Genomic DNA, 25,562 nt, shown 5'->3' with positions numbered 1-25,562 from the left:
CGATCACTACTACCAGGCACCGGAGCGGAGGTAGGGCTAGGCATACCTGGCATTCGGGCATTGCCGGCTACCGTGTGGTGCATGTCCGTGAGCAGCCCGCAGACCGCGCTCGAGGCCCTCGCCTCGCGCCGGCTGCTGGTCAGCCGCTGGCCGTGGCGGTCGGTGGGCTTCCTGTTCAGCACCCTCCCGCTCGCGGGGGTGGCCTTCGCGGTGCTCGCGATCCCGTGGCTGGTGCTCGTCGACCGGATCGGCGGGGATGACCGCCGGCTCGGCCCGATCGTGTTGCTGATCCTGCTCGGCACCGCGCTGGTCGGGGCGCTCGGCCCGGTGATCGCGGTCCCGCTCGCGAACGTGGAACGGCGCCGGCTCCGGCTGGTCGACAACCGGGCGGTCGGCCTCCGCCGGCGGAAGAGCGGCCTTTACACCGACCCGGCCACCTGGCGTGAGGTCGGCTACACCTGCCTCATGGCCACCGCGGCTCCCGTGCTCTCGATCGCCGCCCTCCTCGCCGTGCTGCTGGCCGTGACGTTCGTCGCGAGCCCGTTCCTGGTGCTCGCCCAGCAGCCGGACGGCGGCCCGGTCGCGCTCGGCTTCGGCCAGGCGACCACGGTGCCGCAGACCATCCCGTACGCCATCGTCGGTGTGCTGTTGCTCCCCGCTCTGGGCTATCTGCTGACGCTGGTGGCCGGCGCGCACGCCGCGGTCGCGCGGGCGCTGCTCGTCGGCGGTGCGGCCGAGCGGCTGCGCGCCGAACTCGTCGAGGTCGCCCACTCCCGGGCCCGGCTCGTCGACGCGTTCGAGGTCGAGCGCCGCCGGATCGAGCGTGACCTGCACGACGTCGCGCAGCAGAAGCTGGTCAGCCTGACGATGCAACTCGGCCTCGCCCGCATCGACCTGCCCCCCGACTCCCCCGCCGCGGCCAGCCTCACCGCCGCGCACGAGCAGGCCAAGCAGCTCATGGGCGACCTGCGCGGGCTGATTCACGGCATCCAGCCGCAGATCCTGACCGACCTCGGCCTGGCCGCCGCGCTCGACGAACTGGCCGACCACGCGCCGATCCCGGTGACCGTGCAGACCCGCCTGCACGACCGGCAGCACGAGGGCACGGCCTATTTCGCGGCGGCCGAGGCCCTCACCAACGTCGCCAAGCACAGCGGCGCCACCCGCGCGACTGTGACCGCGCACCAGCAGGGCGCGCTGCTGACCATCGAGATCAGCGACAACGGCCGCGGTGGCGCCGATCCTGGCCGCGGCACCGGCCTGACCGGGCTGGCCGACCGGGTCGCCGTGACCGGCGGGCGGATGCTGCTGTCCAGCCCGCCCGGCGGCCCGACCCTGCTGCGGGTGGAGTTGCCGTGCACCGCGTAGTCATCGCCGAGGACACCCTGCTGCTCCGGGAGGGGCTGGCCGGCCTGCTCGAACGGTTCGGCTTCCAGTGCGTCGCGGCCGTTGGCGACGCCGAGGCGCTCAAGGCCGCCGTCGCCGAGCATGCGCCCGACCTGGTGCTGACCGACATCCGGATGCCGCCGGGCTTCACCGACGAGGGCCTGCGGGCGGCGGTGGAACTGCGGCACAACCACCCGGGCCTGGCCGTCGTGGTGCTCAGCCAGTATGTGCAGCACCGCTTTGCCACGGAGTTGCTCGATTCCGGCGACGGCCGCGGGGTGGGCTATCTGCTCAAGGATCGGATCGTCGACGTCGAAGACTTCATCGCGACCCTGAGCCGGGTGGTGGCCGGCGGCACGGCCGTCGACCCACAGGTCATCAGCCAACTCGTACGCCGTCGTCGTGATCCGCTCTCGTCTTTGTCGGGTCGGGAGAGCGAAGTTCTCGCGCTTCTCGCGGAAGGGCATTCCAACGCCGCGATCGCGCGCAAGCTCTTCGTCTCCGACGCGGCAGTCGGCAAACACGTCGGCAATATTCTGGCCAAGCTCCACCTGCCACAGACCGACGACACCAACCGGCGGGTGCTGGCCGTGCTGGCCTACCTGCGAGAGTCAGTTGGCGAGTAGCCGCTGGGCGGCGAGGGCCAGCCGGGCGCGGGTCAGGCCGGCCGGCTCGGTGAGCTCGATGCGCAGCGCCTTGCCGATCTGGTCGAGCCGGCGGGCGACGCTGCTGTGGTGCAGGTGCAGCAGATCGGCGGCCTGGCGCAGCGAACCGGTCGCGCAGTAGGCGTCCAAGGTGTCCAGGTCTTCCGGATTGCCGGCCAGGCCGGCGATCGCGGCCACGTCGGGGTTGTCACGTGCGGCCTGTGGCGGGATCTCGGCCAGCAGCGCCAGCGCGCCCAGGTCGGCAAAGCGGATGACCGGCTCGCGCGGGCCGGTGAAACGCAACGCGGTGCGGGCCTCGCGCCAGGCGCGGTCGGGGCGCTCGGACGCGCCGATGCCCGCGCGGACGCCCGCCGGGATTCGTTGTGAGTCCACAGTGGAGGCCAGCACGACGCCGACGTCGGCGAGGGTCGCCGCCTTCACCGGGCGGGCGGGGCAGAGCAGCCGGCCGATCTGGTCGAGCGGAAACTCCGCGCGCACCGCGACGACGCGGACCGGCAGGTCGGTGGCGAAGCCCAACAGCCGCAGCGCGCGGGTCCGGGCCGCCTCGTCGGTGTCGGCACTGATCACCAACTCGACCAGGGCGGGGTCGGCCATCGTGGTGCGGGCCGGGCCGTAGCGTTCGACGACCGCCGCGGCGGCGATCGCCAGCCGGTCGACCAGCACCAGGTCGAGGCGCCGGGCCGGGCCGGTGCGTTCCAGCCACACCGTGCCGATCTCCTCGTCGTCGAGGGTGATCGGCTCCGTGGTCGACGGGGGTGGCGGCGGTCCGGGCGCGTCGCGGCCGTCGGGCGTCATCCGGATCACCCGGCCGGTGCTGTGCAGCCGGATCCCGGCGGTGCACTCGGCCAGGCCCGCCGACGACCTTGCCAGGGCGGCGAGGTCGACCCGGCGGCGCATCAGCGTGTCGTAGAACATGACGACCCGGATCGCGCCTTCGGATTCCGTGTCGAGTTGGGAGAGTCGTTGTGCCACCGCCTCCATGACAGCAGGGTACGCGCCGATCGGTGCGTCTATCGGGCCCGATGCGCGACGGCTGGCGGATGACCTCGTCCCGGATGCTCGGGAGGATGGTCGGCATGGATCCCGAGCTGGAAGTCTTCGTACCGTTGTTTCCCCGTGGCGACCTGAGCGACCCGATCACCGCGCGCAAGGGCCTGATGGGGCTGGCCACGTCGGTCCCCGCGCCGGACACCACCGGCATGGAGGTCGAAGACCTGATGGTGCCGGCCGATCCCGACGTGCCGGTGCGGATCTACCGTCCCCAGCACGCCGAGGGCGCCATCGTCTGGCTGCACGGCGGTGGCTTCGTCATGGGCAACCTGGAAACCGAGCACCCGTGGGCGGCCCGGCTCGCCGGCAACTCCGGCGCCGTGGTGATCTCGGTGGCCTACCGGCTGGCACCGGAACATCGGTTCCCGGCGGCGCTTGACGACGCGTACGCCGTGTTGACCTGGGCTTTTGAACATGCTCAGGCTCTCGGCGTCGATCCTGAACGGATCGCGGTCGGCGGGCACAGCGCCGGCGGCGGGCTCGCGGCCGCGCTGGCGTTGTCAGCGCGCGACGAGCAGGGGCCGCCGATCCGCTTCCAGTTGCTCAACCAGCCACAGCTCGACGACCGGCAGGAGACGTGGTCGGCGCGGACCTTCACCGACACGCCGTGGATGACGCGTGGCAAGGTGACGCAGGCGTGGGGGCATTATCTGGGCGGGCCGAACTCGTCGCCCTACGCGGCGCCGGCGCGGGCCGAGGACCTGTCGGGGTTGCCGCCGGCCTACATCGCGACCGCGGAGCTGTGCCCGAACAGGGACGAGGACATCGTGTACGCGCTGCGCCTGCTGCAATCGGGTGTGCCCGTCGAGTTGCATCAGTGGGCCGGGACGTTCCATGGTTCGCAGGCGATCCTGTCGGCGGAGGTGTCGCAGCGGCAGAACGCGGAACTCGGGGCGGTGCTGCGGCGGGCGTTGGCCTATTAGCTGGCGTCTGGCCGACAGAAACTGTCGGGGGGCGGCCGTAGAGTCCCTGCCATGGACTATTCCGATCGGCGGGGGTTTGACGCGGGGTTCCTCGGGGCCGACGTGCCGCTGCCCGGCGTCTCCGGTTCGGTCGCGGTCGGGCCCGGTGCCGCCGACGGGGTCCTGCACTACCACCACTTCAGCGTCATCATGAATAGCGCCCGCCGGCTGGCGATCTTCAGCGCGGCCAACCTCGACGGGCGGCGCCGCTTTGCCCAGGTCCCTCACTCCGACCGTTGGATCATCGACCCGCGGTTGCCAGATGCCCAGGCCGGCAACGCTCTCTACACAGGCAACGATCTCGACCGCGGGCACCTGACCCGGCGCGCCGACATGCTGTGGGGCGACACGGCCGCAGAGGCGAGCGCGGCGGTCGCCGACACCTACCACTACACCAACTGCGCGCCGCAACACCGTGACTTCAACCAGAACGACACGACCTGGCAGGGCCTGGAAAACTACATCCTCGTCACGGTCGGCGACCACCGGCTGCGCGCCAATGTCTACACCGGACCGATCTTCGACGACAGCGATCCGATCTATCGCGGGGTGCGCATCCCGCGCGCGTTCTGGAAGGTCGTCGCGGTGGCCACCGTGGATCGGCTGCACGCGACGGCCTACCTGATCGAGCAGACCAACCTTCTCGACACCCTCGGCCGGTCAGCGGAAGAAGGGCCGCTGGGCGCCTACCGCACCTACCAGACCAACGTCCGCCACATCGAATCCCTGACGGGCGTGAATTTCGGCGTGCTGCGCGGCTACGACCCGCTCGAGCCACCGCCCGGCGACGCCGAGGAACCGATGCCGACGGAGTTGCACGGGCTGGGCGACATCAAGCTCTGACCGCGATTTTCTGTCGTACGTGGCCGATAGCGTCACGCCCATGGACCGCAAGACGGCATGGGTGACCGGCGGGAGTCGCGGCGTCGGGCGTGGCATCGCGGTGGCGCTGGGCCGCGCGGGCTGGACGGTGTGGGTCAGCGCCCGCTCGGGGCGGGCAGCCGGATCAACCTCGCACCTTCCCGGGAGCGTGGAGGAGACCGCGCAGGCGATCACCGACGCCGGCGGGCGCGGCATCGGGGTGGTCTGCGATCACCGCGACGACGACCAGGTCCGCGCGCTCGCCGACCGGATCGAGGCCGAGGGCGGCGCGTTGCACCTGCTGGTCAACAACGCCTGGGCCGGCTACGAACGGCTCAACGCGGGCGAGTGGACCGAGTGGAACGCCCCGTTCTGGCAACAACCGTTGGCCCTCTGGGATGCGATGTTCGACGGCGGGGTCCGCACTCACTACGTCACCAGTGCGGTGTGCGCGCCGCTGCTGCGCCGCACCGCCCCGAGCGCGATCGTCACCGTCTCGATGGAGGTGGGCGCCCGCCACGATCCACACCAGGGCGTCGCCTACAGCGTCGCGAAGGCGGCCGACGACCGCCTCGCGGCAGCGATGGCCGGCCAGCTCGCCGCCGACAGTGTCGCCTCTGTCGCGGTCTACCCCGGCCTGGTGCGCACCGAGGGGGTGATGCAGTTCGCCGAGCACCTCGACCTGTCGAGCGCGCAAACGCCCGAAGGCGTCGGTCGGTGCGTTGCTGCCCTCGCGGTCGACCCACAGCTCATGTCGCTTACCGGGCAGGCTCTCCACATTGCTGACCTGGCCGCCCGCTACGGAGTCAACGTCACCGACTGACCGGTCCCCTCTCGCTGCTTCCCCGATCAAGTCGGCCAATGGGCGCCCGCATGGCTGGCGGCCCGCGAGCCGCTGCCCGACTGGGTCAGACCGTGAGACCGGTGGCGGTGGCCTGGAGCAGGCGGGTCAACCGCGGCTCGAAGTCGAGGGCCGCGTGGGCCCAGCGGGGCTCCTGCGCGTAGAGCTCGCGCAACGTGGCGGTGGGGTGGGAGAGTTGCCAGAGGTTGGCGGCCAACCCGAGCGCCGTCGCGATCAGGTCGTGGAGTTGGTCGGTCTGCATCGTGCCGGTGGCGGCCAGCGTCTCGACGATGGCGTCGTAGGCGGCGAACGATCGCGTCTTGTATCGGCGGGCGCGGTCGAGGTCGACGTCGCCTTCGAGGCTCAGCGGCACGTGGGTGAGCAGGTCGCAGAAGAGCGGCAGAGCCGCGAGCGTGCTGCTCATGGCGGCGGCGGTCTGCGGCGGCGTGAGGTCGTGGGCGCCGGCCAGCCTGGCCGCGAGGGCGTCGCGCCAGTCTTCCCAGCCGCGTTCGGCCAGCTCGAGCAGGAGTTCTTCCTTGCTGGCGAAGTAGCGCCGGACGGCCGACGGGTGCAGCCCGGCGGCCTCGGTGACGGCCGCGAGGGTGAGGTGGCGCACTCCGCCGGACTCGGCCGCGAGCACCCGGGCGGCGGCCAGCAGGTCTTCGGCGCGCTGGAGCTTCGCCTCGGGGGAACGGGCCCGACGATGCATGGTGACCACCATAACGCAATCAACGTGCGTTGTCGGTGCTAGCGTCGAAGATAACGCAACCTTCGTGCGTTAGACCAGAGGAGCCCACCATGCGCGCAGCAGTCGTCACCCGGTTCGGAGAGCCTGAGGTCTTCGAAGTCCAGGAGTTGCCGGATCCGCGGCCGGGGCCGGGGCAGGTGGCGATCGACGTCACCCACGCCGCCGTCGGTCTGGTCGACGTCTACATCCGGCAGGGCCTCTACAAGGAGCGGGCCGGGTTGCCGCAGCCGCCCTACGTGCCCGGCCTCGAAGTCGCCGGCACCATCCGCGAGCTCGGCGAGGGCGTGACCGACTTCCGGGTCGGCGAGTCGGTCGTGACGCTGTCCGGCACCGGCGCCGTCGGTGGCTATGCCTCGGTGGAGGTCGCGGACGCCCGGGTAACCGTCAGCCTGGAGGGCACCGGCGTCGATCCGGCCCTCGCCGTCGCGGCGCTGCCCAACGCTGCCACGGCCTATCTGGCACTGACCGAGATCGCGCACCTCAAGCCGGGCGAGCGGGTCCTCGTGCACGGTGCGCTGGGCGGGTTGGCGTCGGCTTTCCCGGGCGTCGCCCGCACCCTCGGCGCCTCGGTTGTGGTTGGCACGTCCCGGCGCTCCTCACTCGCCGCCGCGCGGGCCTCGGCCCTCCCCTACGACGAGATCATCGCCAGCGAGGACCTGGCTCTCGCCACGCAACGCTTCGACGTCGTGGTCGACCCGGTCGGTGGCCAGCTCCGCACCGACAGCCTCCAGGTGATGAATCGTCAGGGGCGGATGCTGCTGGTCGGCAACGCCAGCGGAGACTGGCAGCATTCGGTGCCGACCAACGCGCTGTGGGGCGGCAACCTGGCCCTGCTCGGCTTCAGCATCGGCTTCTACCTGCCGAATCATCTCGACAAGGCGCGGCCCGCCGCGGAGGCTGGGCTGCACGCGATCAGCCAGGGCCTGGTCGACATCCGCACCGAGACGCTGCCGCTGGCCGACGCGGCCGAGGCGCACCGCCGCCTGGAAACCGGCGCGGTCGGCCGCCGAATCCTGCTGACACCCTGAGGAGCCACACGGATGTTCACGATGTTGACCGTCATCAGGAAGAAGCCGGAGATCTCGACGGAGGATTTCCGGCACTTCATGGAGCACGAGTACGGCCCGACCTACGTCGGCCTGCCGCAAACCAGGGAGTACGTGCAGTACTACCTGTCGGACGTGATGACCGACGGCGCCGAGCCGCCGATCGACGCGATCGTGCGGATCAGTTTCGAGTCGCGCGAGGAGATGGCGGAGGCACCGAAGGCGGAGAGCTACCGGCGGGCCCACGAACTCCGCCAGGCATACATCCGCGAAACCTCGATCGGCATCCATTCGGCGGTTCTCGATCAGGAACTGCGGCTCGTCTGACCGACGCAACCGGCGGTCGTGGAGGGTGATCGGATACGGTATGGGCGCGTGGACACTCGTTCTACCAGGTTAGGGACGCTCTCAGTGGCCAAAGAGACCATCGTGAAGCTCGTCGACGACATCGACGGCAGCACCGCCGACCAAACGGTGATGTTCGCTCTCGACGGCGTCATGTTCGAGATCGACCTGTCCGACGAAAACGCCGGGAAGCTGCGGCAGACGCTCAAGCCGTTCGTCGAAGCCGGCACGAGGGTGACCGCCGACGGCACCCGCCACACCCGGACGGTGATCTCCGCCGAAGGCGCCAGCCTCCGCGAGGAAACCCGCGCGATCCGCGCCTGGGGCCAGAAATACGGCCCGCAACTCGGCCTCGACACCGTCGGCGACCGCGGTGCCATCCCACAGCGGGTCCGCGAGGCCTACGAGAAGCACGAGGGCCGCGCTCCCCGCACCGCCCTCGCGTCGCCCTTCCTGGCTCCCAACTCGTAAGAGACGCCGGCGCGGGATGCCAGATCGATTCGACGAGATCGCTGGCACCGCGGCGGCTGCGAAAGAACCCCGGATACCGCGCGCGGTCGCCGGGTCGGTGGCGTTGCTGTCCGACGTGCACGCCAACATCCATGCGCTGCGCGCCGTGTTCGACGAGCTCGACCGGGCGCCGGTTGATCTGGTGGTCTTCGGTGGCGACACCACGTGGGGCACCTTCCCGGCCGAGACCGTGGACCTGATCAACAGCCTGCCCCGCCGGCTTCTCGTCCGGGGCAACGCCGACCGCGCCGTGCTCGAGTTGGCCGACGAGGTGCGCCCGCCTGCCACCCCGCGCGAACCCTGGATGCGCGACCGGCACCGGGCCGGCGACGTCGACTTTCTGCGCGACGCGCTGTTCCAGGTCGACGTCGAGGTGCCCGGCGTCGGCACGCTGCGGATCTGCCATGGGTCGCCACGGGCCGACATCGAGATCATGACGCCGGGTACGCCGATGGACCGCGTCGCGGCCGCCGTGGCCGGAGTCGACGCCGACGTCCTGGTGACCGGACACACGCATCTCCAGTTCGATCGCGCGCTGGCCGTTGGCCGGGTGCGCCGGCACATCAACCCGGGCAGCGTCGGGCTGCCCTACCACGCGGGCGAGCCCGGGGCGCGTTGGGCGCGGGTCACGGCCGACGGCGTCGAGTTCCGCCGCACGCCCTATGACGTCGAAGCCCATCTGGCCGCACTGAAGCGCAGCGACGACCCGGCGCGGGACCGGATCGCCGAACTGTTGCGCGAGCCGCCGACCCCGGACGAACTCATCGTGTACGCCGAGGAGCGCGTCTTCTCCGACTGACCGTCAGCCGTCCGCGTCGGTCGGTCGGAAAGGATCACCACTCCTTTGAGGAGTGTGGTGCGTCTAGTTCTCCCGGCCGCCGGACGCGAAGGTCATGTCCGCGTAACGTTCGCCGGCCACCTGGGCCGCCAGCGGGTCCAGCAGTTTCAGCTCGTCGGCCGTGAGGGCGATCCGGGCGCCGGCCGCGTTCTCGGTCACGCGCGCGCGGGTGCGGGTGCCAGGGATCGGCACGACCGGCAGGCCGCGCACCTCCTGCTGCGCGTGCAGCCAGGCCAGCGCGATCTGGGCCGGGGTGGCCTCGTGTGCCGCCGCGACCTCGCGTACCGGTGCCAGCAGATCGTGGTTTGCCCGGTCGTTGCCACCGGCGAAACGGGGCATCCCCCGGCGGACGTCGCCGGCTTCCAGGCCCTGCACCGACGGGACCTGGCCGGTCAAAATGCCGCGACCCAATGGGGAGTACGGCACGAGCGCCGTCCCGAGCGCGGCTGCGGCCGGGACGACCCGGTTCTCGATGTCGCGGCTGAACAGCGACCACTCCGACTCGACGGCGGCGATCGGGTGGACGGCGTAGGCGGCCCGCAACTCGTCGGCGGTCACCTCGCTCAGGCCCAGGTGCCGCACCTTGCCCGCCGCGACCAGTTCGGCCATGACACCCACGGTCTGCTCGATCGGGACGTTCACGTCGCGACGGTGCAGGTAGTAGACATCGATGTGATCGACGCCCAGACGGCGCAGGCTGCGGTCGACGGCCGCGCGGATGTAGGCCGGGTCATTGAAGATCCCCGGGCGTTCGTTGTCGAGGCCGAACTTGGTGGCGATCACCACCTCGTCGCGGTGCGCGGCCAGGAACGGGGCGAGGAACTTTTCGTTGGCGCCGTTGCCGTACGCGTCGGCCGTGTCGAAAAGGGTGATTCCGAGGCTGAGGGCCCGCTCCAGGGCGGCCCGCGCCTCGGTCTCGTCGGTCGTGCCGTAGTAGTCGGTCTTGATGCCCATGGCGCCGAAACCCTGCTGGCCGACGAGTGGGCCGCCGGTGCCGAGGCGTACCTGGTCGAGTTTGAAATCGGTCATCACCCCACGCTGGCACCGCCCGCCAGTGGCAACCAATGGCCCTTCAACATAGGTCTGGCAGAACCACGTTGCCGGTGTACGCCGTGCCTAGACTCGACTGATGAACGGCCAGCTCAGCGACTTCCTCCGCTCCCGCCGGGCGCGCCTTGGCCCGCGCGACGTCGGCCTGCCCGAGCGCGGCCGGCGCCGGGTGCCGGGGCTGCGCCGCGAAGAGGTCGCCCAGTTGGCCGGGGTCAGCACCGACTACTACATCCGGCTCGAGCAGGGCCACGGGCGGCACGTGTCCGACTCGGTGCTCGACGCGGTCAGCCGGGCGCTGCGCCTCGACCCGGCGGAGCACGCCTACCTGCACGATCTCGCGCGCCCGCGGCGAGCCGGCGACCGGGCGCCGCAGGAACCGGTTCGGAGCAGCGTGCGGCTGCTGCTCGACAGCATGCGCGACGTGCCGGCGATCGTGGTCGACTACCGGATGGTCATCGTCGCCGCCAACAGCCTCGGCACGGCGGTGTTCGGCCTGACCGACGACCCGCGCAGCCGCGACCGCGCCCGCGCGTTCTTCCTCGACCCGGCGTCGCGCGAGTTCTTCCCGGACTGGCAGGGCGACGCCGAGACGATCGCGGCCGAGTTGCGCGTGCAGGTGGCCCGCCACCCCGACGACGAGTGGCTGACGGCCCTGATCGGCGAGCTGTGCATCAAGAGCGCCGAGTTCCGGACACTGTGGGCGGACCACAACGTCAAGGAGAAGACGCAGGGCTCGAAACGCCTGCGTCATCCGGTCGTCGGCGAGTTGGTGTTCACCTACGAGCGGCTCGCGCTGGCCGACGACGACCAGCGGACGCTGATCGCCTACACCGCCGAGCCCGGCTCACCCACCGCCGAGCGCCTGGCCATGCTGGCGAGTTGGCACGCGTCACCCGAGCGCGAGCCGGCCGGCGGCGTCGGGCGCCAGCCGCACGTCTCTCCGGGCGAGGTCGACGCGCAGGGTTGAGTCGCGCCAACGGACGTCGACGGCCGTCGACCCGGACAACCGCGCCTCGGTCAGGCAGTGCCGCTCATCCCAGGAGATGTCGACGACTACGCCGGGGCGGGCGACCAGGCCGCGCACGCTGCCGGCCGGCCAGTTGGCCGGGATGGCCGGCAGCAGGTCGATCGCGCCCGCGTGGCTCTGGAGCGCGAACTCGGCTACCGCGGCCGTGAAGCCGAGGTTCCCGTCGATCTGGAAGGGCGGGTGCGCGGCGAAGCGGTTGGGGTAAAGGCCGCCTTGCTCCCCCGTGCTGTCCGGGCCCGCCGGGCGCAGCACCAGGTCGATCAGCGCGGGCAGCCGCTCGCGGTGGCCCAACCGGGCCCGCAGCGCCAGTTTCCACACCAGCGACCAGCCCGTCGAGTCGTCGCCGCGCGCGTCCAGTGAGTTCGCCGCCGCTTCGGCCAAGCGCGCCGAGGTGTCGTCGCCGGGGAAGAGGGCGTAGAGGTGCGAGAGGTGTCGATGGTGCATTTCCGGAAGTGCACGATCCACGATCCATTCTTGTACGCGGCCGTCCGCACCGACGGGCAGCGCCGGCAGCCGGTGCAGAGCCGCGGCGGCCGACGAGACGATCGGTGAGCCGGTCATGGCCAGCAGGGACGCCAGTTCGGCGACCGACGCGAGCAGTTCGCGGGCCAGGCTCAGGTCGATCGTCGAGGTGAGGTCGACCGCGTAGGCACCGTCGCCGAACGTGAAGTGGTTCTCCGGCGACGTCGACGGGGACAGGCCGAGGCTTCCGTCGGGCTGTTCGACCAGCCAGTCGAGCAGGAACTCGGCCGCCGACGAGACGAGTGGCCAGGCTACGTCGGACGCGAACGCGCGGTCGGCGCCGAAGCGGACATGCTCGACCAGGTGCCGGCACAACCACACGCCGGCCAGTGGCCAGAACGCCCACGCCGGATCGGCCCGGCGCCGCCCGACCGGCGATGTGTAGGCCCATGCGTCGGTGTTGTGGTGCGCGCACCAGCCCCGTGCGCCGTAAAGGAGCCGGGCGGTTTCGGCGCCCCGCACCCGGAGCGCCGCGATCAGGTCGAACAGCGGCGACGCGCACTCTGCCAGGTTGGTCGTCTCCGCCGCCCAGTAGTTCATCTGGGTGTTGATGTTGACCGTGTAGTTGGCGCTCCATGGTGGACGCATCGAGTCGTTCCAGAGACCCTGCAACGTCGCGGGCAAGCCACCCGGTCGGGACGAGCTGATCAGCAGATATCGTCCAAAGTGGAACAGGTATGGCGTGAGCCCGGTGTCGCCGGCCAGGTCCAGCGACACGCGATCGTAGAGGGAGTGGTGCGCGTCGCGGTGCCGGGCGTAGAGCTGCTCGGCACCGCGGGCGAGGGCGGCATCCGCGGCGGCCGACGCCGCGGCCAACGCCGTGTTCTCGTCACCGGCAGGCGCCCGGCCGATGCCGGTGAAGGTGGTCGCGGTGGTCACCACCAGCAGCAGCCGACGCACGCCGCCGGCCCGCAGATCACCCTCGGACACGCCGTCGTGTGACCAGCGCGCGACGATCGCGCCCCGGACGGACGGCCGGGAATCGTAGACCGGTGACTGTAGGTCGGGCTCGTGCGGCGGCGCCGCGTCGCTCGGGAGGCGCACCGTCAGCCAGCCCGGACCGCGCCCCAGGACGGCGAGTGGGCTGTCCAGCCCCAGCGAGACGTCGACCGTCTCGTCGCCGTCGACTTCGATGCTGAGCACCAATGCCTGATGCGGCGCGGAGATGAAGGCCCGCCGGGTGACGCGGGAACCGCCGACCCGGTAGTCGACGACTGCCGACGCATCCCGCAGCAAAAGCCGCCGCCGGTAGTCCGTCGGCGCCGAGCCGTGCGTGACGTCCAAATGCAGATCACCGAACGGCAGGTAGCTCTGCGAATAGTCGCTCTGGAGCCGCTGGACCGACGCGGTCGCGCCGGAGAAATCAAGCCCGGCCAAGGATGCCCGGGCGGCGGCCACCGCCTCAGCAGCAGCCGAAGGGTCGATCACCCGCTGCCGCGCCTCGCTGGACACGTCGCCCGACCACGCGGTGCCGTCGTTGAGAGCCACCCGCTCCCGCAACGGATCGCCGAACAGCATTCCGCCCAGCCGACCGTTTCCCAGCGGAAAAGCCTCGAGCCACTCGCGGGCCGGTGCGGTGCAGGTGTGCACGTGGGCGGGGTCGTCCGAGCTCATCAAAAGTCTCTCGATAGGGTGAGTTTGTAAGGACATATTAGTCAGAGGAGCGAGGATGGCCGTCTTCGACGTAGTCGCCTACGGTGCCGATCCGACCGGGCGCAGCGACTCGGCGGCCGCGTTCGCCGCAGCCTTCCGGGCCGCGTCCGCGCACCCGCAGCCGTCCGAGGTGCGGATCCCGCCGGGCGACTACACGCTCTATCCCGAGCACGCCGAGCGCCGCGACCTGTTCGTCTCCAACACCGTGGGCGCGGACCCGCGCTATCGCACGAAGACCATCGCGATGCTTGTCGAGCACGCGAACGGCCTGGTCGTCAACGGCACCGGTGCGAAGCTCACCCTGCACGGGTTCCAGACGGCCTTCGCCGTCATCGACTCGCACGACGTGCGCTGGCACGGGTTCGCGGTCGACTACCACGCGCCGAGCCTCGTAGAGGCCACCGTCGTCGCCGCCGGGCCCACCTGGCGCCAACTCGCCGTGCCCGCCGACGTGACGGCGCGGGTCGACGGGACGCACATCAACTGGGAGGGCGAGCGGTCCTATTGGAGCGGGCGCGACGGCCTGGACTACGCGCAGGTCTACGACCCGCGAACGGGCACGGTCAGGCGCTGCGACAACCCGCTCTTCGTCAACGTGACAGCCATCAGCGACGACCTGCGGATCGAATACGGGGGGCCCATCGACGACGACACCGGGCTCGTCTATCAGATGCGACCGACCGTCCGGGACCACCCCGGCGTGTTCGTCTGGGAAAGCGAACGGGTCACCCTCGACAACCTCGACCTGCACTATCTGCACGGCTTCGGCATCCTCGGCCAACTCAGCCGCGACCTGGTGCTGCGCGACATCCGCTTCCAGGCCGATCCCGAGCGGGGGCGGAAGACCGCGAGCTACGCCGACTTCGTCAACCTCTCGAACGTGGGCGGGCAGGTCACCATCGAACGCTGCCTTTTCGACGGCGCCCACGACGACGCGATCAACGTGCACGGCACCTACCTCGTGGTGAAGGAACGGCCCGACGAGCGCACGGTCGTCCTGGAATACCGCCACCCGGAGACCGCCGGCTTCCCCGCGTTCCACGCCGGCGACGAGATCGAGTTCATCGAACGGGCGACCCTCTCCAGCGACACCGCGATCCAGGCCCGGGTCGTCGCGGTGACGGATCCGACCCCCGAACATCCGTTCACCACGACGGTCACCCTGGACCGGCCGGTGCACCTGGAAAACGAGCGCTGGGCCGCCGAGAACATCAGCTACTCCCCCGACGTCACCGTCACCGGCAACGTGTTCACCGGTATACCGACCCGCGGCGTCCTGCTGACCGCCCGCGGCCACTGCGTGATCGAGGGCAACGTCTTCGACGAGATGGGGATGGCGGGCATCTTCGTCTCCGGCGACGCCAACGAGTGGTTCGAGTCCGGACCGGTCAAGGACCTGACGATCCGCGCCAACGAGTTTCGCCGGCTGACCGCGCCGGCGATCCTGGTCGAGCCGACGATCGCCGGCGGCAAAGTGCACAGTGGAATAGATATCGAGCATAATCGGTTCGTCGACTGCACCGAGCCGCACGTCGTCATCAAGGAGTAGCAAAGGGGCGAGGCACAACGGCCTCGCCCCAAAGCACACCTACTGGTAGAGCTTGTTGATCTGGTCGTTCACACCGACGAACGCGTTCACGTCGCCCTGGCCGTTGAGGTAGGCCTGCATGGCGGGCTGGAAGATCGCCATGGCGTCGGCCCACTGCGGCACGACCGGCTCGGTGTGGGTGGTCGGCGCGAGGAACGGCGCGATGTCGATGCCGTTCTTCTGGAAGGTGGCCTTGGCGTCTTCCAGCGCGCTGGTCATCGCCGGCAGCACCACACCGGCCTGGCCGATGATCGACTGGCAGTCCTTGCCACCGAGGAAGACGAGCAGCTTCTTGGCCTCGGCCGGGTGCTTCGTCGTGGCCGTCACGGCGTCACCGAGGCTGTTGGCCGTCGACTGGCGGCCGGCCGGGCCGGTCGGCAGCGCCGCGATGGTGGTCTTGACGTCCTTGAGCTCGGCGTAGGACTGGGCGCTCCAGACACCGTCGGTGGTCATCGCGTACTTGCCGGCGCCGTAGGTCTGCTGCATGCCGACGCCGCTCGTTGCGATCTTGAGCGAGGGCATGAAGCCCTTGTCGGACAGGCCCTTGAACCACTTCATGGTGTCGAGGAACTTCGGGTCGTCGTAGTTGAAGTGCGGCTTCGACGTGTCGCCGGAGTAGTAGGTCCAGCCGTTCGACAGCGCGTACTGCGCCCAGATCGACTCACCCGCGCCGTCGCCGGCACCGTTGAGGCCCAGGCCGTACACGTCGACCTTGTTCTTGTCGAAACCGGCCTCGTCGCCGCGCTTGCCGGCCTTGTCGACCGTCAGGTGGGCGATGAGCTTCTCGAAGCTGCCGCCGTCGGTCGGGTTCCAGGTCAGGTCGCCCAGGTCCGCGTCAGTCTTGCCAGCCTTCGAAAGCAACCCGCTGTTGACGTAGAGGCCGACGAGACCGTTGTCCTTCGGGAGGCCGTAACGCTTGCCGTCGGTGCCGACCCAGAGCTCGGGAAGGCCCTTCTGGTAGGCGGAGACGTCGACCTGCTGGTCGTCGATCGGCAGGATCTGGTGCTTCTCGACGAAGGTCGGGAAGTAGGAGGCGTGGTCGGTGAACACGTCGGGGGCCGTGCCGCTGACCAGACCGGTGGTGATGCCGCTCCAGTAGTCGTCCCAGCCGAACTGCTTGACCGTGACGCTGATGTTGGGGTTGGCGGCCGTGAACGCGTCGGCGCACTTCTGGTAACCAGGCTGCTGGTTGGCGTCCCAGAGCCAGTAGCTCAGGTTGACCTTCTCGCCAGAGCCGGAACCGGAACCGGAACCGGAGTCCGAGTCCGAGGAGCCGCAGGCCGCGAGCAGGCTCGCCGTGGCCAGCGCCGCCGCCGCGATGACGGCAGTTTTACGCAACTTCACGTGCGTGGTTCCTTTCACTGTAGGGGTGAGAGAAAAAGTCGCTACTTGACCCCGGAGAACTGGATCGAGTTGATGACCCGTTTGCCGAGGAGGGAGAAGAGCACGATGACCGGGAGCGCCGCGATGACGGTCGCCGCCATGAGTCCGGCCCAGTCCGGCCCGCCGTTGGGCGTCTGTGCCTTGAAAATGCCGAGTGCGACGGTGAGCACCCGGACGTTCTCGTCCTGGCCGACGAGCAACGGCCAGAAGTAGTCGTTCCACGAGGCGACGTACGTCAGGATCGCCAGGGTGGTGATCGGGGCCGCGCTCATCGGCACGATGATGCGGAAGAAGATGCGCAGATGCCCGGCGCCGTCGAGCCGCGCGGCCTCTTCGACCTCGTTGCTGATGTTGAGGAAGAACTGCCGCAGGAAGAAGACCGCGAACGGTGACATCAGCAGGTTGGGCAGCACGATGCCGAGGAACGTGTTGAGCAGGCCCAGATCCCGGATGAGCACGAAGTTCGGCAGGGTCGTGAAGATCGGCGGCACCATCAGCGCGAAGAGGAAGATGGTGAACACCACGTTGCGGCCGGGCCAGCGCATCCGCGCGAACGCGTACGCCGCGAGGGCAGAGAAGATGGTCTGCACCACCGTTGTGGAGATCGCGACGACGAACGAGTTGCGCAGATAGAGCCAGAAGTTGACCGACGCGGTGGAGCCGCCCTTCGCCAACGACTCGCTGACGCTGGAGAGGCCCAGCACCCTGCGGTAGGCGTCGACGGTCGTGTCGGCCGGCAGCAGGCTGTTGGAATGGCTGGGCAGCGCGCCGTTCGTGGAGAACGAGGTGCGCAGCATCCAGTAGAACGGGAACAGCGTGGCCAGTAAGAAGAATCCGACGACGATCCAGGCGATGATCCGGCCGACCGGGATCCGCCGGGTGGCGGTGGTTGTCATTCTGTTCTCCAGCCGGCTCACGCGAGGTCAGACTTGTTGGCGCGGGTGAGGCGGAGCTGGATGAGCGTGATCCCGATCAGGATCACGAAGAGCACCAGCGCGATCGCCGAGGCATAACCGAAGTCGTATCGGTTGAAGGCCAGGTCGTAGATGTAGTAGTAGATGACCCGGGTCGCGTTGACCGGCCCGCCCTTGGTGGTCACCGCGATCGTGTCGAAGATCTGGAACGACCCGATCAAAGAAATGATCAACACCAGCGCGAGTACGGGTCGCAGCAGCGGAAGGCTGACCCGCCAGAAGGCCTTCACCTCCGAGGCGCCGTCGATGGCCGCGGCCTCGTACACATCCTTGGGAATGGCCTGTAGCCCGGCGAAGAGCAACAGCGCCGTGTAGCCCATGCTCTTCCACACGTTGATGAACGCGACCGTGAAGATGGCCAACGCCGGGTCGCCGAAGAACGACTGCCGCGGCAGGCCGATGAAGTCGAGCGCGTTGTTGACGATGCCGATCTGGTAGTCGAGCAACCACTGCCACAGCAGGGCGACCACGACGCCGGAGACCATGTAGGGCACCAGCAGGATGCCGCGGATCACCAGCGACCGGGCCAGCCGTTGCATCAGCGCCGCCAGCAGCAACGCCACCGCCGTCTGGAGCCCGATGTTGACGACGACGTATTCGAGTGTGACCAGCAGGGCGTTCCAGAAGACGTGGTCGTCGACGATCTTCGCGTAGTTCTCGCCGCCGACGAACTCGCCCGGCGAGAACAGGTCGTAGTTCGTGAAGCTGAGCCAGACACCCCGAACCGCGGGCACGAGGTAGAAGGCGACGAAGCCGATCGCGGCGGGCAGCACGAACGCGATGGCGTACCACGTCTCGCGTCTGCGCTCGCGGAGCATCGGCCGGCGGCGCCGGGCTGTGCTGGTTGTCGTCATTGCTGCCTCACCGACTAGTTCAGCGCTCGAGGCGCAATGTGCGGATCTCCCACGGACTCAGCTCCAGTGCCACCTCGCCCGCCGCCACGGCGCGGTCCACCGGGTCGCCCTCGCCCTCGCCGAGCAGGTTGGTTGTCGCGACCGACTGGAACGCCCCGCTGAGCACGGCGCGCACCGGCTCGGGGGCCATCGCGACGAGCCGGATCTCGGTTCCGCCGTCGACCGGGCGCACGGCCGAGACCGCGACATCGGCGCCGGTGACCCGCACCCCTGCGTCGGCGACCGGCAGTGGCGTCGATGCCGGTGCGGTGCCGCGCCGGACCGAGGCGTCGTTGCGGAACAGCTCCGCCGCGCGCACCGCCCCAGCCCCCCGCCAGGCGTGCGCCGACGGCAGGATCGCGAGCCGCACGGCCACCTCGCGGCCGAGCGACTGCGCTCCCGGTGCGGGCAGGTGCTGTGCGGCGGGCTCGTCGCGCAACGGATGCAGGTTGACGCTGATCGCACCGACGGCCCGCAGCAGGGTCACCGCCAGCTCGTCGGCGACGACTTCGTACTCCGTGGTGTGTTCGAGCAGCACCGTCGCCGGGCCGGCGGTCACGAAGCTCGACGCCGGGAAGGTCGGCAGCGGGAACTCACCCCAGCCGCCCTCGCTGGTCAGCCCGCGCTCGGTGACCGCGAACTGGCCCTCGGCGGCGGAGCCGGTGACCGGTTCCGGGAGCGGGATATGGAAGCGCAGCCGGTGGTCGGCGGCCGGGTTGACGAAGCTCGTGGTGACCCGGGCGAACGGCTCGCCGGCGTGCAACCGCACCAGCGTCTCGACGGTGACCGGGCGGGTGTCGGGCGAGCGGCGGTCGACGTCGCCGGCGAGCGCGGCCGGCCAGTCGTAGTCGCGCCGCACCCGGATGCCGCCGCGCACCGGCCCCTGCTCGAGCACCTCGACGGTGACCCGGGTCGGCTTCTCCACCAGCACGTCGTGCCGCGGCGGCCCGTAGTTGTAGGTGTCGCCGCGGTCACCGCCGTCGACGAGCCGGCCCACGCCGGTCAGCCGCGTGCCGTCCTCCCCGACGAGTTCGAGCGTGCCGTCGGGCTCGACCGTCACGGTGATCCGGCCGTTGGCGAGGGTGCTCCGGTCGACCCGGACGGCGCCGTTCTGCGGGGCGGTTCCCGACACGACGCGGATCGCCGTCGACCCGGACGCCGGCGTCGGCACGGCCACGGCGACCGTGACGACCGGCGCCGCGAGCGTGCGGACCTGCCACGGCCCGGGGTGCTGTCGCGCGGCCTCGGCGACTTCGGCCCGCAGCGCGATCAGATCGAAATCAGGCGTCGTGGGTACGTCGGCCAGGTGGAACTCCAGCAGGCCGTTGTCGAGCGTGTAACGGTCGATCAGCTTGCCGAACAGCTCGCGGCGGTGGATCCGGCGCAGCACCCGGTCGAGTTCCCCGGCTGGCACGGTCTCGTCGCCGAGCACGGTCGGCGCGGCGGCGACCGGTTGGGCGGCCAGCAGCGTCCCGTCCCCGGTTCGCGCCGCGTAGCTGTCGGCGGCGAGTTCGGCCGCGACCTCGACGACGGCCGTCCGGTCGTAGGGCAGCGGGTTCGCGACCAGATGAGCATTCGAGGGTACGACGGCCGCGCGGCGGTCGAGGGCACCGTCACGCACCCCGCGGGCGGCCTGCTCGGCTTCCGCCAGCCGGGCGCCGACCTGTTCCGACGTCTCGTCGGTGCCGGAGCCGACGACCGAGTCGTGCGCCGACGACTCGACAATCTTGCGCCAGGCCAGGTCGAGGAACGGTGTCTCGCCGGCCGCGTCCGGGCCGCCCCAGGTCGCGAGGAAGCGCTCGGCGTGGTCGACGGTCCGCTCGGCGGCGGCCATCGCGCGCTTGAGCTCCCCGCGCACCGACAGCACGCCCGGCAGGATGTTGCCGCGCACGTGGCTGCGCAGTTCGCCGCGCACGGTCTCGCCGACCTCGGCCCGGGCGTGCGCGGTCACGTACTCCTCGATGGTCGCGATCCGGATGTCCCGACCGGCTCTGATCCACTCGCCGAGCCGCGGGTCGGGGGCGCTGTGGTCGGTGCCGACCATGGCGAGCACCGGGTCGGTGCCCCACCGCTCGGCGGTCATCCGCGTGTAGTCGTCGAGCGCGCGGTCGATGACGGCGGGCACCAGGATGACGTCGAGGCCGTTGTCGTAACCGTCGAAGAGGAACTCGGTGCGCACCGCGGAGCCGTCCGGCGCGGCCCAGGTGAACGCGTGGCCGGCGACGCTGCCCGGCACGCCGCGCCACAACGCGGCGTGCGCGATGCCGGCGCGCTTGAGGATCTGCGGCATCTGCGCGACGTGGCCGAACATGTCGGGGAGGTAGCCGACCGGCATCGCCCGGCCCAGCGCCTGGGCGTCGGCCCAACCGAACCGCAGGTTACGCACGATCGTCTCGCCGGAGCAGAGGAACTCGTCGAGCAGGATGTACCAGGGGCCCAGGGCCAGCCGGCCCTCCTCGGCGAGCTTGCGCACCTGCGGCCGTCGCTCGGGCCGGATCTCCAGGTAGTCGAGGATCGCGGCCGTCTGCCCGTCCACGGTGAAGCGGAACTCCGGGTCCCGCTCCGCGGTGTCCAGCACGATGTCCAGCGCTTCCACGAGACGGTGGCGGAAGACCTGGAACGGCTCGTACCACTCGCGATCCCAGTGGAAGTGCGGGACGAAGACGGCGTAGCTCTGCATTGGTGCCGATGGCCTTTCGATGACGGCCCGGAGGGGTGCCGTGGCAAGATCGGCAATTAGCAAATCATGTTTTCAAACTCGACGCAACGAGTTCGTAACCGCGTTGTGTGAACCTGCTGGGACCGAGTCCGATCCGCCGGATTGAAGCTAGTCCGCGGAGATAAGCAGGGTTGATGCACGTGGCGAGAACGTGCTGTCGAACACCAGGCTCGCGGCACCGACGGCCGCTACGTCGACCGGGATCGCCGACTCGGTGAACCGCACGGCGTGCGGCGGGACCAGGGCCGGGTCGTCGCGTACGACGCCGGGCAGCACGTCGAGGACGATCGGCGCGATGCGCGACCAGAACGGGCCGCCGAAGATGACGCGCTCGATGTCGAGCAGGTTGACGATGACCACGACCGCGCGGGCGAGTTGCCGGGCCGCGTCGACGATCACCGCGTGTGCGCGCTGGTCACCGCCGGTGGCCATGGCCGCCAGGCGCGAGAAGGCCTCGTCGAGTTCGGCGATCCCGGCGGGACCGGCCGGGAGCGTGCCGCTCATGATGCCCTCGCGCTGGGCCCGTTCGACGAGCGCGCGGGGCACGACGCTGTAGCCGACGCAGCCCCGGCGGCCGCAGACGCAGACCGGCCCGTTGGGGTCGACCGTCATGTGGCCGGGGTCGCCGGCGTTGGAACTGATCCCGCGCACGACCTCGCCCGCGACCGCGATGCCGGTGCCCAGACCGGTGCCGTAGTAGACGAACGCGAAATCCCGACTGTCGGATGGCTCGGCGTACCAGAGTTCGGCGACGGCCGCGGCCGTCACGTCCTTCTCCAGCACCACCGGCAGGCCGGTGGCCTCGCTCAACGCCGCCCGCAGCGGAACCTTGTGCCAGTGCGGCAACATCGGCGGGTTGAGCACGATGCCGTCTTCGATGTTGACCGGGCCGGGGGTGGCGATGCCGATGCCGAGCACCCGGGACCGGTCGACGCCTGAGGTCGTGATGAGCGCGTCGATCGAGCGGGCCATCTCGTCGATCACCGACCGCGGGTCTTGCGCCGAGGGCGTGCCGCTGCGGGTGTGGTCGCGCACCTCCCCCGCGAGGTCGACCAGCACGTAGGTGACGACCGCGGGGTCGATGTGCACGCCGACCGAGTAGCCGCCGTCGGGGTTGAGCCGCAGGATGCCTGCCGGCTTGCCGGGCCCGCTGACCCGGGTGCCGTGCTCGTCGATGAGGCGGCTGGCCAGCAGCCGGCGACAGACATTGGCGACCGTCATGGAGCTCAGGCCGGTGACGGAGGCGAGCTTCGAGCGGGTGCTGCCGTCGGGGTGGCGGCGGATCGCGTCGAGCACGACGGTCTGGTTGTATTCACCGACCGCGGGCAGGTTGGACCCCGTCCATGCCACTTCGTCGTCCTCCCACGTGCGCTAGCCGCTGCACAGTCAACCAGATCAGCGAACCGGGTGCCGCGCCAGTGTGGCGGCCAGGGCGGCGTTGCGATGGGCGAACTCGGCCCAGCCGGGCGGCCCCGCGGCGCCCGATCCGGGCTTGGCGACCGCGCGCTGCCGCCAACCGTCGAGCCGTCCCGCGCGGATGTCGAACCGCAGTTCCATCCCGTCGGACCAGCCGGAGAACGCGACGTCCGGTGCCGCCAGCGTGGTTGCCCGCTGAATTGCCGCAACCCAGGCAATTGCCGCGATCTCCTCGTGCAACCGACCGGCGAGTTCGAACGCCTCGACCTGGGCCGCGGCGTCCCGGCGCCGGGCCAACTCGTCGCCCAACGCGCTCGCCGCCGCGGGTTCACGCTCCAGCACGGCGACGATGGCCGCCGTCAACTCCACCCTGCTGTCCGCGTCGACCCGGCGCAGCCGGCCCATTTCCCGCCCGGAGCCGGTGAGCCCGGTGCCCGCGTAGTGGAGCGGATACACGCGGTGCAGCGCCGACACCGCCAAGCGGAGTTTGTTGCCGCCGAGGTAGGGCCCGAACAACCTGACACCGGCCCGCGCACCGGGCTCGTGCGTCAAGGTGAGGCCGGGAGCCGCGGCTGACGTGTCGAGCAGGAGGTAGACCGGCGACTCTTGGCCGCCTCTAGTGCGGTTCCAGCGTGGCAGCGACCGCTCCAGGAGGTTGCGCTCGGCCCAGGCCGCCTCGTGTTCCGAGGCGCAGACGATCGCCTCGATCCGCTCGACGGCCGGCACCATCTTCCTGAGGTGCCGGCGGTCGGCGAGGGTGCCCCAGTAGGAGGCGACCCGGCGGCGCAGGTTGCTGGCCCGGCCGAGATAGAGGACGCGACCGTTGGCACCCCGGAACCGATAGACGCCAGGTTCCTCGGGCAGCGTCGCCACCGCCGCGGGTCGACGCATCAAGCCTCCTGTCCCTGCCTCACCGTCGCCGACGCTACAACGCGTGGCTCCACCCGGCGCCAGAGGACGACGGCCATGGCGATGAGCCACAGGCACCAGGCGACGTATCCGGCGAAGTTGGACAGGCTGGCGGCCTCGAGGCCGAGCGGGATGAGCACCCCGGTCGCGATCAGCGCTGCCGAGACAAATCCGAGCACGGCGAGCCAACGCGTGGCGAGCGCGCGGGCGACCAAGATGGTGAACGTCGCGGTGAGCGCGTACCCGATGGTCTCGCCGATGATCTCGCCCAGCCAGGTGTGCAGCAGTTCGAAGGTGTGGTGTGCGCCGGCGGTCCTGGCCGGATCCGTGGCGTCGGCGCTGAGGCCCGGCACGAACAGGAACCACCGTGACAGCCCGACGACCTGCACGAGCGCGGCGGCGATGCCGACGCCGGCGATCCACCGGCCGCGGGTGCCGCCGGCGAGCCGGCCGAGCAGCAGGCCGACCGGAGCGAGCAGCGCGGCGCTGACAACCAGGACGGCGAACCAGAACATGACGGCGCCCTGGTGTGCCCGGAAGCTGGCGAGGATCTCGGCGGTGGGCTCCTTGAGGATCCCGGGATAGTCGAAGACGGAGCCGAGCGCGGTGAAGCCGGCGATGGCGAGCGCGGCGGCCGAGGCCATCAACGCGGCGACGAGTCTGTTCATCGGGTTTCCTTCCGATACCAGGCGAGGGTGGCGGCAAGTGCGTCGTCGAGCGGGGTGGTGTGGTCGCCGAACGTGGTGCGGAACCTGGTGTCGTCGACGACCCATCGGTCGGTGAACTGGTAGAGCGTGTGCAGGTATTCGCGCATCGCCGGCTTGGCGACGCCGAGCAGCCGCAGCGTCGTGCGGCCGGCCGCGAAGCTGCGCGGCCGGTGGCCGGCAAGCCGGTAGACGTGGTCGACGACCTGCCGGGTGGTGCGGGTTTCGGCGATCGGCAGGTGCCAGATCGATCCGGTGGCGCCGGGTCGGGTGGCCAGAGCGATGAGCCCAGCGGCCACATCCCGGGTGTACGAGTAGCTGTGCGGCTGGTCCGGATCGCCCATGACCTGAGCGGTGCGCCCGGTCAGCGCCGTGCCGAAGACGGTCTCGCCGAGCGCCGATCGGGTAGTCCCCGGGCCGAAATAGTCCGAGGCCCGCCCGATGACGACCTCGACGTCGCCGGCCCGGTGCGCGGCCAGCAGTTCCTCGGTCATCGCCGCCCGGGTGGCCGACTTCGCCGAGGTCGGGTTGGCCCCGAGGGTCTCGACGAGGTCGGCGCCGCCGGTCAGGCCGTAGGCGTAAAGGTTGTCGAGCACCACGAGGCGGGCACCCGCCGCCCGGGCGCCGGCGAGCACACCCCGTTGCAGCGGCGGGAACTCGTCGGTCCAGCGGTCGTAATTCGGCGCGTTGAGGCAGAAGTAGACCGCGCCGGCGCCGGCGGCGACCCGGGTCGTGAAGGACGGGTCGGTGGCGTCACCGCCGACCACCTCGGCGCCGGGCAGGTCGGCGCGGCCGCTGCGGTTGACCGCCACGACCTTGCTGCCCTGGCGGACGAGTTGCTCGACGAGCGGGCGGCCGACCTGGCCGGTCCCGAACACGACGTGGCGGGTCATGCCCGGCTCGCCTGTGCCGCGGCGGCGCGGTTGAGGGCCAGCGGGAGCACCGCGGTGAGGGCGGTGACGACGATCGCGCCGCTGGAACCGAACACGGTGAACTGCTCGTTGACCAGCACGCCGATCGAGGTGGTGATCATCCAACCCAGCGCCCAGCTGGCGGCCAGCGCGACGGGCCAGAGAAGGGCCAGTCGGCCCAGGCGCGGCCAGAGCAGGACCGCCTGTGCGGCACCGACGGCCGCTCCGGAGATGACGCCCTGGATGGCGAGCGCGGTGAGGGTGCTCTCGTAGCCGACCGCGGCGGCGCCGATGGAGAGGCCGACCGCGAGTCCGAGCGCGGTGGCCACGATCCAGGCGACCGGGGACGGCCGGTTCCGGCCGAGCGCCCACGCCTGCGCCGCGCCGAGGACCGCGCCGGTGATCAGTCCACCTAGGACGGCCGGTAGCGGGCCGTCGACGGGGCCGAAGAGCAGGTCGGCGAGGAAGCCGCCGAGCGGGAAGCCGAGGAAGGACACCAGCCACCGCAGCACCACGGTGGTCTGCCGTTGCTGTCTGATCGCGAGGTCTCGCATGATCGCT

At 70.5% G+C, this 25,562-nt stretch carries 24 protein-coding genes; 11 read left to right on the top strand and 13 right to left on the bottom strand.

What is annotated here, in order from left to right; all coding sequences use genetic code 11:
- Positions 1 to 81: 81 nt before the first annotated feature.
- Together DFJ67_RS24635 and DFJ67_RS24630 are read left to right on the top strand one after the other, a co-directional pair.
- Positions 82 to 1,368: a sensor histidine kinase gene (locus DFJ67_RS24635; RefSeq protein WP_116070178.1), complete on the top strand. Its 1,287-nt coding sequence runs from the start codon at positions 82 to 84 to the stop codon at positions 1,366 to 1,368.
- Positions 1,356 to 2,012, top strand: a complete 657-nt coding sequence (locus DFJ67_RS24630) for a response regulator transcription factor (protein WP_116070177.1) — start codon at positions 1,356 to 1,358, stop codon at positions 2,010 to 2,012. Before DFJ67_RS24635 ends, DFJ67_RS24630 begins: the two co-directional genes overlap by 13 nt.
- Here the strand turns inward: DFJ67_RS24630 and DFJ67_RS24625 are convergent.
- A complete protein-coding gene (locus DFJ67_RS24625) occupies positions 1,998 to 3,032 on the bottom strand; it encodes a helix-turn-helix domain-containing protein (RefSeq protein ID WP_116070176.1) in 1,035 nt (344 codons plus the stop codon). The two genes, DFJ67_RS24630 and DFJ67_RS24625, sit on opposite strands and share 15 nt — an antisense overlap.
- A 23-nt stretch (positions 3,033 to 3,055) precedes the next feature.
- Between DFJ67_RS24625 and DFJ67_RS24620 the strand changes: the two genes are divergently transcribed.
- The 3 genes from DFJ67_RS24620 to DFJ67_RS24610 are packed head-to-tail and all read left to right on the top strand — an operon-like array spanning position 3,056 to position 5,747.
- Positions 3,056 to 4,024: an alpha/beta hydrolase gene (locus DFJ67_RS24620; RefSeq protein ID WP_239096998.1), complete on the top strand. Its 969-nt coding sequence runs from the start codon at positions 3,056 to 3,058 to the stop codon at positions 4,022 to 4,024.
- Between the two features lie 51 nt (positions 4,025 to 4,075).
- The gene (locus DFJ67_RS24615; protein WP_116070175.1) at positions 4,076 to 4,906 is read left to right on the top strand and encodes a DNA/RNA non-specific endonuclease; all 831 of its coding nucleotides are present in this window, start codon (positions 4,076 to 4,078) and stop codon (positions 4,904 to 4,906) included.
- Between the two features lie 40 nt (positions 4,907 to 4,946).
- Complete coding sequence (locus tag DFJ67_RS24610) at positions 4,947 to 5,747, top strand: SDR family NAD(P)-dependent oxidoreductase (protein WP_116070174.1); 801 nt, start codon at positions 4,947 to 4,949, stop codon at positions 5,745 to 5,747.
- An 85-nt stretch (positions 5,748 to 5,832) separates the two neighbouring features.
- Here the strand turns inward: DFJ67_RS24610 and DFJ67_RS24605 are convergent, their stop codons facing one another.
- Positions 5,833 to 6,474 carry a TetR family transcriptional regulator gene (locus DFJ67_RS24605; protein WP_116076616.1) on the bottom strand — a complete coding sequence of 214 codons (642 nt, stop codon included), beginning with the start codon at positions 6,472 to 6,474 and terminating at the stop codon, positions 5,833 to 5,835.
- Between the two features lie 89 nt (positions 6,475 to 6,563).
- Between DFJ67_RS24605 and DFJ67_RS24600 the strand changes: the two genes are divergently transcribed.
- From DFJ67_RS24600 to DFJ67_RS24585, 4 genes are all read left to right on the top strand, one after another.
- Positions 6,564 to 7,541: a quinone oxidoreductase family protein gene (locus DFJ67_RS24600; RefSeq protein ID WP_116070173.1), complete on the top strand. Its 978-nt coding sequence runs from the start codon at positions 6,564 to 6,566 to the stop codon at positions 7,539 to 7,541.
- 12 nt (positions 7,542 to 7,553) lie between these two features.
- Positions 7,554 to 7,886, top strand: coding sequence for an EthD domain-containing protein (locus DFJ67_RS24595; protein WP_116070172.1), 333 nt, complete (start codon positions 7,554 to 7,556; stop codon positions 7,884 to 7,886).
- Positions 7,887 to 7,970: 84 nt separating this feature from the next.
- Positions 7,971 to 8,375, top strand: a complete 405-nt coding sequence (locus DFJ67_RS24590) for a histone-like nucleoid-structuring protein Lsr2 (protein WP_116070171.1) — start codon at positions 7,971 to 7,973, stop codon at positions 8,373 to 8,375.
- A 16-nt stretch (positions 8,376 to 8,391) separates the two neighbouring features.
- Entirely contained in the window at positions 8,392 to 9,213 is an 822-nt protein-coding gene (locus tag DFJ67_RS24585) for a metallophosphoesterase family protein (protein ID WP_116070170.1), read from the top strand.
- Positions 9,214 to 9,276: 63 nt separating this feature from the next.
- On the opposite strand, the gene DFJ67_RS24580 is transcribed toward DFJ67_RS24585, so the two are convergent.
- On the bottom strand, positions 9,277 to 10,281 hold the full coding sequence (locus DFJ67_RS24580) for an aldo/keto reductase (RefSeq protein WP_116070169.1): 1,005 nt from the start codon (positions 10,279 to 10,281) through the stop codon (positions 9,277 to 9,279).
- Between the two features lie 100 nt (positions 10,282 to 10,381).
- Between DFJ67_RS24580 and DFJ67_RS24575 the strand changes: the two genes are divergently transcribed.
- On the top strand, positions 10,382 to 11,269 hold the full coding sequence (locus tag DFJ67_RS24575) for a helix-turn-helix domain-containing protein (RefSeq protein ID WP_116070168.1): 888 nt from the start codon (positions 10,382 to 10,384) through the stop codon (positions 11,267 to 11,269).
- Here the strand turns inward: DFJ67_RS24575 and DFJ67_RS24570 are convergent.
- On the bottom strand, positions 11,192 to 13,465 hold the full coding sequence (locus DFJ67_RS24570; RefSeq protein ID WP_170215954.1) for a glycosyl hydrolase family 95 catalytic domain-containing protein: 2,274 nt from the start codon (positions 13,463 to 13,465) through the stop codon (positions 11,192 to 11,194). The genes DFJ67_RS24575 and DFJ67_RS24570 overlap by 78 nt on opposite strands.
- 55 nt (positions 13,466 to 13,520) lie before the next feature.
- Between DFJ67_RS24570 and DFJ67_RS24565 the strand changes: the two genes are divergently transcribed.
- Entirely contained in the window at positions 13,521 to 15,053 is a 1,533-nt protein-coding gene (locus DFJ67_RS24565; RefSeq protein ID WP_116070166.1) for a right-handed parallel beta-helix repeat-containing protein, read from the top strand.
- A 39-nt stretch (positions 15,054 to 15,092) separates the two neighbouring features.
- Here DFJ67_RS24565 and DFJ67_RS24560 read toward each other — a convergent pair whose 3' ends face one another.
- The 9 genes from DFJ67_RS24560 to DFJ67_RS24520 form a co-directional block, all read right to left on the bottom strand.
- Entirely contained in the window at positions 15,093 to 16,436 is a 1,344-nt protein-coding gene (locus DFJ67_RS24560) for an ABC transporter substrate-binding protein (RefSeq protein WP_170215953.1), read from the bottom strand.
- Positions 16,437 to 16,477: 41 nt separating this feature from the next.
- Positions 16,478 to 17,371 carry a carbohydrate ABC transporter permease gene (locus tag DFJ67_RS24555; RefSeq protein ID WP_116070164.1) on the bottom strand — a complete coding sequence of 298 codons (894 nt, stop codon included), beginning with the start codon at positions 17,369 to 17,371 and terminating at the stop codon, positions 16,478 to 16,480.
- Between the two features lie 17 nt (positions 17,372 to 17,388).
- A complete protein-coding gene (locus DFJ67_RS24550) occupies positions 17,389 to 18,303 on the bottom strand; it encodes a carbohydrate ABC transporter permease (protein ID WP_116070163.1) in 915 nt (304 codons plus the stop codon).
- A 19-nt stretch (positions 18,304 to 18,322) separates the two neighbouring features.
- The gene (locus DFJ67_RS24545) at positions 18,323 to 21,022 is read right to left on the bottom strand and encodes a glycoside hydrolase family 38 N-terminal domain-containing protein (RefSeq protein WP_116070162.1); all 2,700 of its coding nucleotides are present in this window, start codon (positions 21,020 to 21,022) and stop codon (positions 18,323 to 18,325) included.
- Positions 21,023 to 21,169: 147 nt separating this feature from the next.
- Positions 21,170 to 22,411, bottom strand: a complete 1,242-nt coding sequence (locus tag DFJ67_RS24540; protein ID WP_116070161.1) for an ROK family protein — start codon at positions 22,409 to 22,411, stop codon at positions 21,170 to 21,172.
- Between the two features lie 45 nt (positions 22,412 to 22,456).
- Complete coding sequence (locus DFJ67_RS24535; RefSeq protein ID WP_147315587.1) at positions 22,457 to 23,368, bottom strand: excinuclease ABC subunit UvrC; 912 nt, start codon at positions 23,366 to 23,368, stop codon at positions 22,457 to 22,459.
- A complete protein-coding gene (locus DFJ67_RS24530) occupies positions 23,368 to 24,054 on the bottom strand; it encodes a DUF4386 family protein (RefSeq protein ID WP_170215952.1) in 687 nt (228 codons plus the stop codon). Before DFJ67_RS24530 ends, DFJ67_RS24535 begins: the two co-directional genes overlap by 1 nt.
- Complete coding sequence (locus DFJ67_RS24525) at positions 24,051 to 24,983, bottom strand: NAD-dependent epimerase/dehydratase family protein (RefSeq protein ID WP_116070158.1); 933 nt, start codon at positions 24,981 to 24,983, stop codon at positions 24,051 to 24,053. Before DFJ67_RS24525 ends, DFJ67_RS24530 begins: the two co-directional genes overlap by 4 nt.
- Positions 24,980 to 25,555, bottom strand: coding sequence for a hypothetical protein (locus DFJ67_RS24520; RefSeq protein WP_116070157.1), 576 nt, complete (start codon positions 25,553 to 25,555; stop codon positions 24,980 to 24,982). The genes DFJ67_RS24525 and DFJ67_RS24520 overlap by 4 nt, the downstream gene beginning before the upstream one ends.
- Positions 25,556 to 25,562: the final 7 nt, after the last annotated feature.

Origin of the sequence: Asanoa ferruginea (genome assembly GCF_003387075.1) — a bacterium.
GTDB classification, from domain to species: Bacteria; Actinomycetota; Actinomycetes; order Mycobacteriales; family Micromonosporaceae; genus Asanoa; species Asanoa ferruginea.
This window is presented reverse-complemented; position numbering and strand designations above follow the sequence as displayed.

What these genes read in the sequence shown, in the direction of transcription:
- DFJ67_RS24585 (WP_116070170.1), top strand. Translation starts at nt 8,392, where the DNA reads ATGCCAGATCGATTCGACGAGATCGCTGGCACCGCGGCGGCTGCGAAA.
- DFJ67_RS24555 (WP_116070164.1), bottom strand. Translation starts at nt 17,371, where the DNA reads ATGACAACCACCGCCACCCGGCGGATCCCGGTCGGCCGGATCATCGCC.
- DFJ67_RS24610 (WP_116070174.1), top strand. Translation starts at nt 4,947, where the DNA reads ATGGACCGCAAGACGGCATGGGTGACCGGCGGGAGTCGCGGCGTCGGG.
- DFJ67_RS24545 (WP_116070162.1), bottom strand. Translation starts at nt 21,022, where the DNA reads ATGCAGAGCTACGCCGTCTTCGTCCCGCACTTCCACTGGGATCGCGAG.
- DFJ67_RS24605 (WP_116076616.1), bottom strand. Translation starts at nt 6,474, where the DNA reads ATGCATCGTCGGGCCCGTTCCCCCGAGGCGAAGCTCCAGCGCGCCGAA.
- DFJ67_RS24615 (WP_116070175.1), top strand. Translation starts at nt 4,076, where the DNA reads ATGGACTATTCCGATCGGCGGGGGTTTGACGCGGGGTTCCTCGGGGCC.
- DFJ67_RS24635 (WP_116070178.1), top strand. Translation starts at nt 82, where the DNA reads ATGTCCGTGAGCAGCCCGCAGACCGCGCTCGAGGCCCTCGCCTCGCGC.
- DFJ67_RS24550 (WP_116070163.1), bottom strand. Translation starts at nt 18,303, where the DNA reads ATGACGACAACCAGCACAGCCCGGCGCCGCCGGCCGATGCTCCGCGAG.
- DFJ67_RS24625 (WP_116070176.1), bottom strand. Translation starts at nt 3,032, where the DNA reads ATGGAGGCGGTGGCACAACGACTCTCCCAACTCGACACGGAATCCGAA.
- DFJ67_RS24525 (WP_116070158.1), bottom strand. Translation starts at nt 24,983, where the DNA reads ATGACCCGCCACGTCGTGTTCGGGACCGGCCAGGTCGGCCGCCCGCTC.
- DFJ67_RS24595 (WP_116070172.1), top strand. Translation starts at nt 7,554, where the DNA reads ATGTTCACGATGTTGACCGTCATCAGGAAGAAGCCGGAGATCTCGACG.
- DFJ67_RS24580 (WP_116070169.1), bottom strand. Translation starts at nt 10,281, where the DNA reads ATGACCGATTTCAAACTCGACCAGGTACGCCTCGGCACCGGCGGCCCA.
- DFJ67_RS24520 (WP_116070157.1), bottom strand. Translation starts at nt 25,555, where the DNA reads ATGCGAGACCTCGCGATCAGACAGCAACGGCAGACCACCGTGGTGCTG.
- DFJ67_RS24600 (WP_116070173.1), top strand. Translation starts at nt 6,564, where the DNA reads ATGCGCGCAGCAGTCGTCACCCGGTTCGGAGAGCCTGAGGTCTTCGAA.
- DFJ67_RS24570 (WP_170215954.1), bottom strand. Translation starts at nt 13,465, where the DNA reads ATGAGCTCGGACGACCCCGCCCACGTGCACACCTGCACCGCACCGGCC.
- DFJ67_RS24565 (WP_116070166.1), top strand. Translation starts at nt 13,521, where the DNA reads ATGGCCGTCTTCGACGTAGTCGCCTACGGTGCCGATCCGACCGGGCGC.
- DFJ67_RS24575 (WP_116070168.1), top strand. Translation starts at nt 10,382, where the DNA reads ATGAACGGCCAGCTCAGCGACTTCCTCCGCTCCCGCCGGGCGCGCCTT.
- DFJ67_RS24535 (WP_147315587.1), bottom strand. Translation starts at nt 23,368, where the DNA reads ATGCGTCGACCCGCGGCGGTGGCGACGCTGCCCGAGGAACCTGGCGTC.
- DFJ67_RS24530 (WP_170215952.1), bottom strand. Translation starts at nt 24,054, where the DNA reads ATGAACAGACTCGTCGCCGCGTTGATGGCCTCGGCCGCCGCGCTCGCC.